Source organism: Saccharothrix sp. ST-888 (assembly GCF_000955975.1).
Taxonomy (GTDB): domain Bacteria; phylum Actinomycetota; class Actinomycetes; order Streptomycetales; family Streptomycetaceae; genus Kitasatospora.
Map to the genome: position 1 here is coordinate 1 of NZ_JYJF01000199.1, position 5118 is coordinate 5118.

4 protein-coding genes and 2 pseudogenes are annotated in these 5118 nt (G+C 70.0%); 3 read left to right on the forward strand and 3 right to left on the reverse strand.

The genetic code is table 11. The annotated features are described in order from the left end of the window. Positions 1 to 190: 190 nt before the first annotated feature. The 3 genes from UK12_RS31745 to UK12_RS31755 are packed head-to-tail and all read right to left on the reverse strand — an operon-like array spanning position 191 to position 3308. Entirely contained in the window at positions 191 to 736 is a 546-nt protein-coding gene (locus UK12_RS31745; RefSeq protein ID WP_197085334.1) for a hypothetical protein, read from the reverse strand. Between the two features lie 14 nt (positions 737 to 750). Next, complete coding sequence (locus UK12_RS31750) at positions 751 to 2724, reverse strand: hypothetical protein (RefSeq protein ID WP_197085335.1); 1974 nt, start codon at positions 2722 to 2724, stop codon at positions 751 to 753. Beyond that, positions 2721 to 3308, reverse strand: coding sequence for a hypothetical protein (locus tag UK12_RS31755; RefSeq protein ID WP_197085336.1), 588 nt, complete (start codon positions 3306 to 3308; stop codon positions 2721 to 2723). The genes UK12_RS31750 and UK12_RS31755 overlap by 4 nt, the downstream gene beginning before the upstream one ends. On the opposite strand from UK12_RS31755, the pseudogene UK12_RS38705 reads away from it, so the two are divergent. From UK12_RS38705 to UK12_RS40250, 3 genes and pseudogenes are all read left to right on the forward strand, one after another. Continuing rightward, positions 3309 to 3485 (forward strand): annotated as a pseudogene (locus UK12_RS38705) (DUF255 domain-containing protein); the annotation flags it as partial. It abuts the gene before it with no gap. Between the two features lie 294 nt (positions 3486 to 3779). Beyond that, positions 3780 to 5021, forward strand: a complete 1242-nt coding sequence (locus UK12_RS31760; protein ID WP_045306675.1) for a sensor histidine kinase — start codon at positions 3780 to 3782, stop codon at positions 5019 to 5021. Continuing rightward, positions 5018 to 5118: pseudogene (locus UK12_RS40250) on the forward strand (response regulator transcription factor); the annotation flags it as partial. The gene UK12_RS31760 and the pseudogene UK12_RS40250, both read left to right, overlap by 4 nt.

Here is a 5118-nt window from a genome sequence, read left to right on the forward strand (position 1 = left end):
CATCGCGGCGCACACGCACAAGTACGGTTCGGGCAAGCTGCCCATCGAGCTGGCCGACGGGCGGACCTACACCCTCGACCTGGACGAGCTGCCCCGGCCCGAGCCGGACGCCGGCTGATCGTACAGCGGAGCCCGGCCCGCGCCTCCGCGCGCCGGAGGCGTCGTACGCGTGTGTGGAGCGGGGCTGGTGCTACCGCTCCGCACGGCGCAGGAACTGCCAGCCCAGTACGGCCAGGGCGAGCGTCTGCACGAGAGAAGTGGTCACGAGCAGGGGCTGAACGGTGGGAGAGCACCAGAACGCGGTCGTGCAGACCATCGGCAGGACCAGGTACGTGAACAGGTCCACCGCGGTCTGAAGCCGCTTGCGCATGGTGCGGCCCGCAACGTTGCGGTGGTAGACCTCCCAGCCGAACACCGTGCCGTGGGCGGAGGCGAGTTCCCCCAGGCGCGGTCCCAGTTGGTCGCGGACGTAGCAGCCGATCGCCGAGATCTTCTCGTCGTTGACCAGGTAGGTCCAGCCCAGGATCAGACAGATCGCGGGGACGAAGAGCAGCAGTCGGGACTGTCCGCTCTGGACGGTGACCGCCACGACCGCAGTGGCCGCGGCGAGCGTGAAGTAGAGCAGGTTGTCGCGGAACCCTATGCGGGTCTTCTGTTCCTCCTTGAGGCAGTCGTACTCGGCCAGCAGGATTTTGCTCTCGGTGACATCGTCCGTGGAGGTCACAGGCATTCCCATGCTCGAGTTCAGGATCAGCCGGCGATCTGGAAGGGCGTCAGGTTGTTGGGGCTGTGCCGTTCGATCCAGCCCTTCCCGTCCGCCGCTATCCCCTCCAGGAGGCGGAAGGTGTGGGTGGAGCCGGCCGCGCTGAGGCTGATCTCGGAGATTTCCTGAGAATTCTCGTCCGGCGCCAGTTGATGGGCATCGGCGTCCTTGACGCGGATCTTCCTGGCTGGTCCGTTGGTGAGGACGAGTTCCAGGTCGTAGCCGACATCGACGTTCTCCGTCACCTGCACGGAGGACAGCGCGTCGAACCGGTAGTTGCTCCGCTGCTCGTTCTTGCGCGTTGCGTCGGAGAAGTTGAACTCGGAGCTGATCTCGCGGATGCCGTCCTGGGTGAACAGGAACAGGCGGAAGACGTAGTGCGAGTACCGCCAGGGACCGCCCCTGACCCGGCCTCGTTTGTAGGAAGGGGCTGGGGCCACCAGGATGGTGTGGGTGATCAGGTCGCGCCACGTGAGCCGGTGGTACCGGAGCGCTTCATCGACGAACGAAGTCTTGTCGCAGGTGAGCCAGGTCTCCATTTCCAGCTCGCTGGGGCGCGTGGCGTCCAGGAGCGACTGCCAGCGCTGGTGGGCGATCTGTCGTGCGGTCAGCTGTTCACGGTACTTCTGGGTCTCCCGGGCCACCCGGTGCTCTTCCCGCCGGACCTTCAGCCAGAGGGAAGCGGCCGTGTGCCCGGACCAGGTCGTACCGAGTACGGCCAGGAACGCCCACAGAGGCTGCGGCGAGGCGGCACCCGAGACTGCCGTTCCGAACGCGCTCAGAGCCGCGATGCCGAGAACGGCCAGGGCCACCACGGTCAGGGCCTTCGTCCTGACCGGAGTCGGGTCCTGGCGGTGATGATCGAACAGGGTGCCGTTGTTGTGGCGGTTCCGGGCGTCCCCAGCGAGGTACCGGATCAACCAGGTGACCCGGTCCACACTGATCCGGCTCTCCCGGTAGAGGTCCGCGATCTCGGCGGCGAGGCTGCTGCGGACCTGGGCGGTGTGGGCGAGCCAGGCGTCCGGGGTGAGCCCGTAGGGCGTGCGAACGGTGAAGTAGTGATCGAACGAATGGCGGACGCGGTTGGTGAACCCGTCCTCGGCGGAGGCGGCACCGCGCGTGTGCGAGACGCGGGTCACGGCCGTGAGCTCCAACCGGGGTTCCTGGCCCCACCACCGGACGCCGAAGCGGGCCGCGGTCAGACCCGCGCCGAGCGCCACCAGTAACTCGACGATCGCCTTGGCCGGATCCGCGATCAGTGCCAGGGCCCAGAGCACGCTGCTCACGACGAACAGGACCGCCCGGACCGGGAGGGCCGCCTTGGCGGCGGCAGCGGTGCTCGGGCGGGGCGGAACGGCCCGCGCCCCGATGGGGGCGGGCTCGAAGTAGGCCCAGACACGCCGACCCCGGTCGTTGCCGAAGCGCTCCGCCCTGGCCCGTTCGCGGGTCTCCGCCCACAGGTCGTCCTTCAGCCCTCCGGTGAGCATGAGGTCGAGGTGGCGGAGGATCGCGTCGTGCTGGCGGAGCGGCAGGTCGTGTAACTGCTTCAACACGGGGCCGGTCTCGCCACTCGCGGTGCTAAGCACCGCCAGCAGCTCGAAAGTGACGCGCAGGGCTTCCTTCCACTCGTCCTCGGCGTAGGTCCGTACGCGCCCTGATGCGTAGTGCAGCCCTTGGATCTCTTCGGTGCTGAGGTCGTGGTAAGTGCGTGCGCTGAGTATGGCGAGCACCCAGTGGAAACACACTTCAGCGCCGTCGTACCCGTGGCCGATCGCATCAGCGATCATTTCGCGAGCGCGGCTGGGGATGCCGCCCTCCAAGAGCCGCACGCCCATCCTGTACTTCTCCTGCGGTGAGGCGTCCGGGTGGATGACGTAGACGGCGGAGTCGTGTACGGCCTCGGCCTGTATCCCGATGGTGGAATTGATGGCTGAGTTGTACGGGGCATCGTTGTTGTTCATGCCAGGTCACCGGCCGCCGTGACCAGCAGGGCCAGCTCGGCTACCAGCGCGGGGCACTCCGCGACCAGACCGCGCAGCCTCTTGAGCATCATGGCCGTCCGCTTCGACGATTCAGGGGTGTTCCTCCCGGCTGAGCGGAGGGCGGAGTCCAGATCGGTAAGGGCCTCTCGGTAGGTGTCCTCGTCGAGGGCGCCCTCGGAGCGGTGCCGCGCCAGCTGATCGCGGAAACCGTTCAGTTCCGCGATCAGGTCCGTCGGGCCGGATGCCTTCGGGGCCACATTCATGTGGACGTTGCTGCCCGTGACCGGGCCGGCCATGATGCCGACGGTGCTGTTGTGGGCGGTGTTGCTGACGCGTCGGTCGAACCGGTCGGCCGAACGGACCCTGTCGCCCCGGGGCATTGAGGTCTCCTCCTGTTCCCCCACCAGTTCCACTGCCAGCCGGGTAGCGAACGCCGCAGCGTTCGCTGCGGCCTGCGGCTGCCAGTTGCGGTCCTCCGCACTGCTCTTCGTGCCGTCCGCCCGGTCGCCGATCCCCCGGACGATGGCCACCGGTGCCCCGTTGGGCGCTGCGATACTGCCCACATGGTGAACCGCCTGGCCGATGCCACCTCCCCGTACCTGTTGCAGCACGCCGAGAACCCCGTCGACTGGTGGGAGTGGGGGCCCGAGGCCTTCGCGGAGGCGGAGCGGCGTGGGGTGCCGGTGCTGTTGAGCGTGGGGTATGCCGCCTGCCACTGGTGCCATGTGATGTCGCAAGAAGGTGACCCGCCCCGTCTGACCGGGGCTCGCAGCGGCTCTGCTTCCAGCTGCCCGGCCGCGAGCCGGCCGTGGCGGGAGACCCGATCGTCAGACCGGAAGCCAACCGGCATGACCCGGAACGTAGGGCCGCTGACCAGCGCATCTGACCCAAGGTACCGAACCGGAACCAAGATCGGCCCGTTGTCGCCACTGCTCGTTTTGTTCCTCCACGCGGGCCGTACTACGGAGGGAGTAGGCGCGCGCACCGCGCTCGGCTGACGCCCGGCGGGCCGGTGCGCCGATAGCCTTCGCCGCATGACTGATGAACGCCCGCCCTGGCGCCCGCCGTGGGTCCCGTCCGCGCGGGCGGGTTGGCCGGTCGCCTCCTCCGTGCTGGTCGCGTTCGTCCAGGTGGTCGGGACGACCGGCGCGGCGGGTCACCAGAGCGGTCGGCTCGGGCTGAACGCCTTCGGCTACCTGCTGCTCCTGCTCGGTCCCGCGCTGCTGCTGTTCCGCCGGCGGCACCCGGCGGCCGTCGTCGTGGGGGTTTCCGCCGTCACCGTGGTGTACCTGGTCGCCGGTTTCCCGTACGGGCCGGTGTTCCTGAGCCCGGTGGTGGCCCTCGTCGTGGCGGTCCGGTCCGGGCACCGCCGGGCGGCGTGGCTGAGCGCCGCCGCGTTCTACGCCGCTCATCTGCTGCTCGCGCACGTCGTGCCGGGCGGTCGGCCACACGGAGCCGGCTCCCGGCCCGGCTGGTGGTCCGAACTCGGTGTGGCAGCCTGGCTGTTGCTGGTGCTGGCGGTCGCCGAGATCATGCGGTTCCGGTGGGAGCAGATCGCCGCCCGCCGGGCCGCCGGAGCGGAGGCGGAGCGCCGCCGGGCCGATGAGGAGCGGCTGCGGATGGCCCGCGAGCTGCACGACATCCTGGCGCACAGCATCTCGCTGATCCACCTCCAGGCGGGCGTGGCCCTGGAGCTCCTCGACAGCAGGCCCGAACAGGCCAGGACCGCGCTGGTCACGATCAAGGCGGCCAGCAAGGAGGCGCTCGGCGAGGTCCGCCAGGTGCTGGGCAGGCTGCGCGCCCCGGGGGCGGACGCCCCGCGCGGCCCGGCCCCCGGTCTGGCCCGCCTGGACGAACTGGTCCGGCAGGCCGGTCATGCGGGCCTCACGGTCGAGGTCCGGACCGAGGGCACCCCGCGCGAACTGACCGCCGGGCTCGACCTGGCGGCCTTCCGGATCGTCCAGGAGGCGCTCACCAACGTGATCCGGCACTCGGCTGCCCGCAGCGCGGCCGTGCGGCTCGACTGGCTGGCCGCCGACGCTCTCACCGTCCAGGTGGACGACCCGGGACCGGCCGGTCGCGACACCGAGGACGAAGGTTCGGGCAGCGGACTGGTCGGGATGCGGGAACGCGTCACGGCCTTCGGCGGAACGCTTGCGGCCGGGCCGTGCGCAGACGGCGGCTTCCGGATCCGCGCCCGGCTGCCGACCGCCGACGGGACGACGGCGGGTGCACCGGGCGGCACGGACCACACCGGGAAGGGAGACGGACGATGATCCGGGTACTGCTGGCCGACGACCAGGTCCTGGTGCGGGCCGGGTTCCGGGCGCTGCTGGACGCCCAGCCCGACATCGAGGTGGTCGGCGAGGCGGA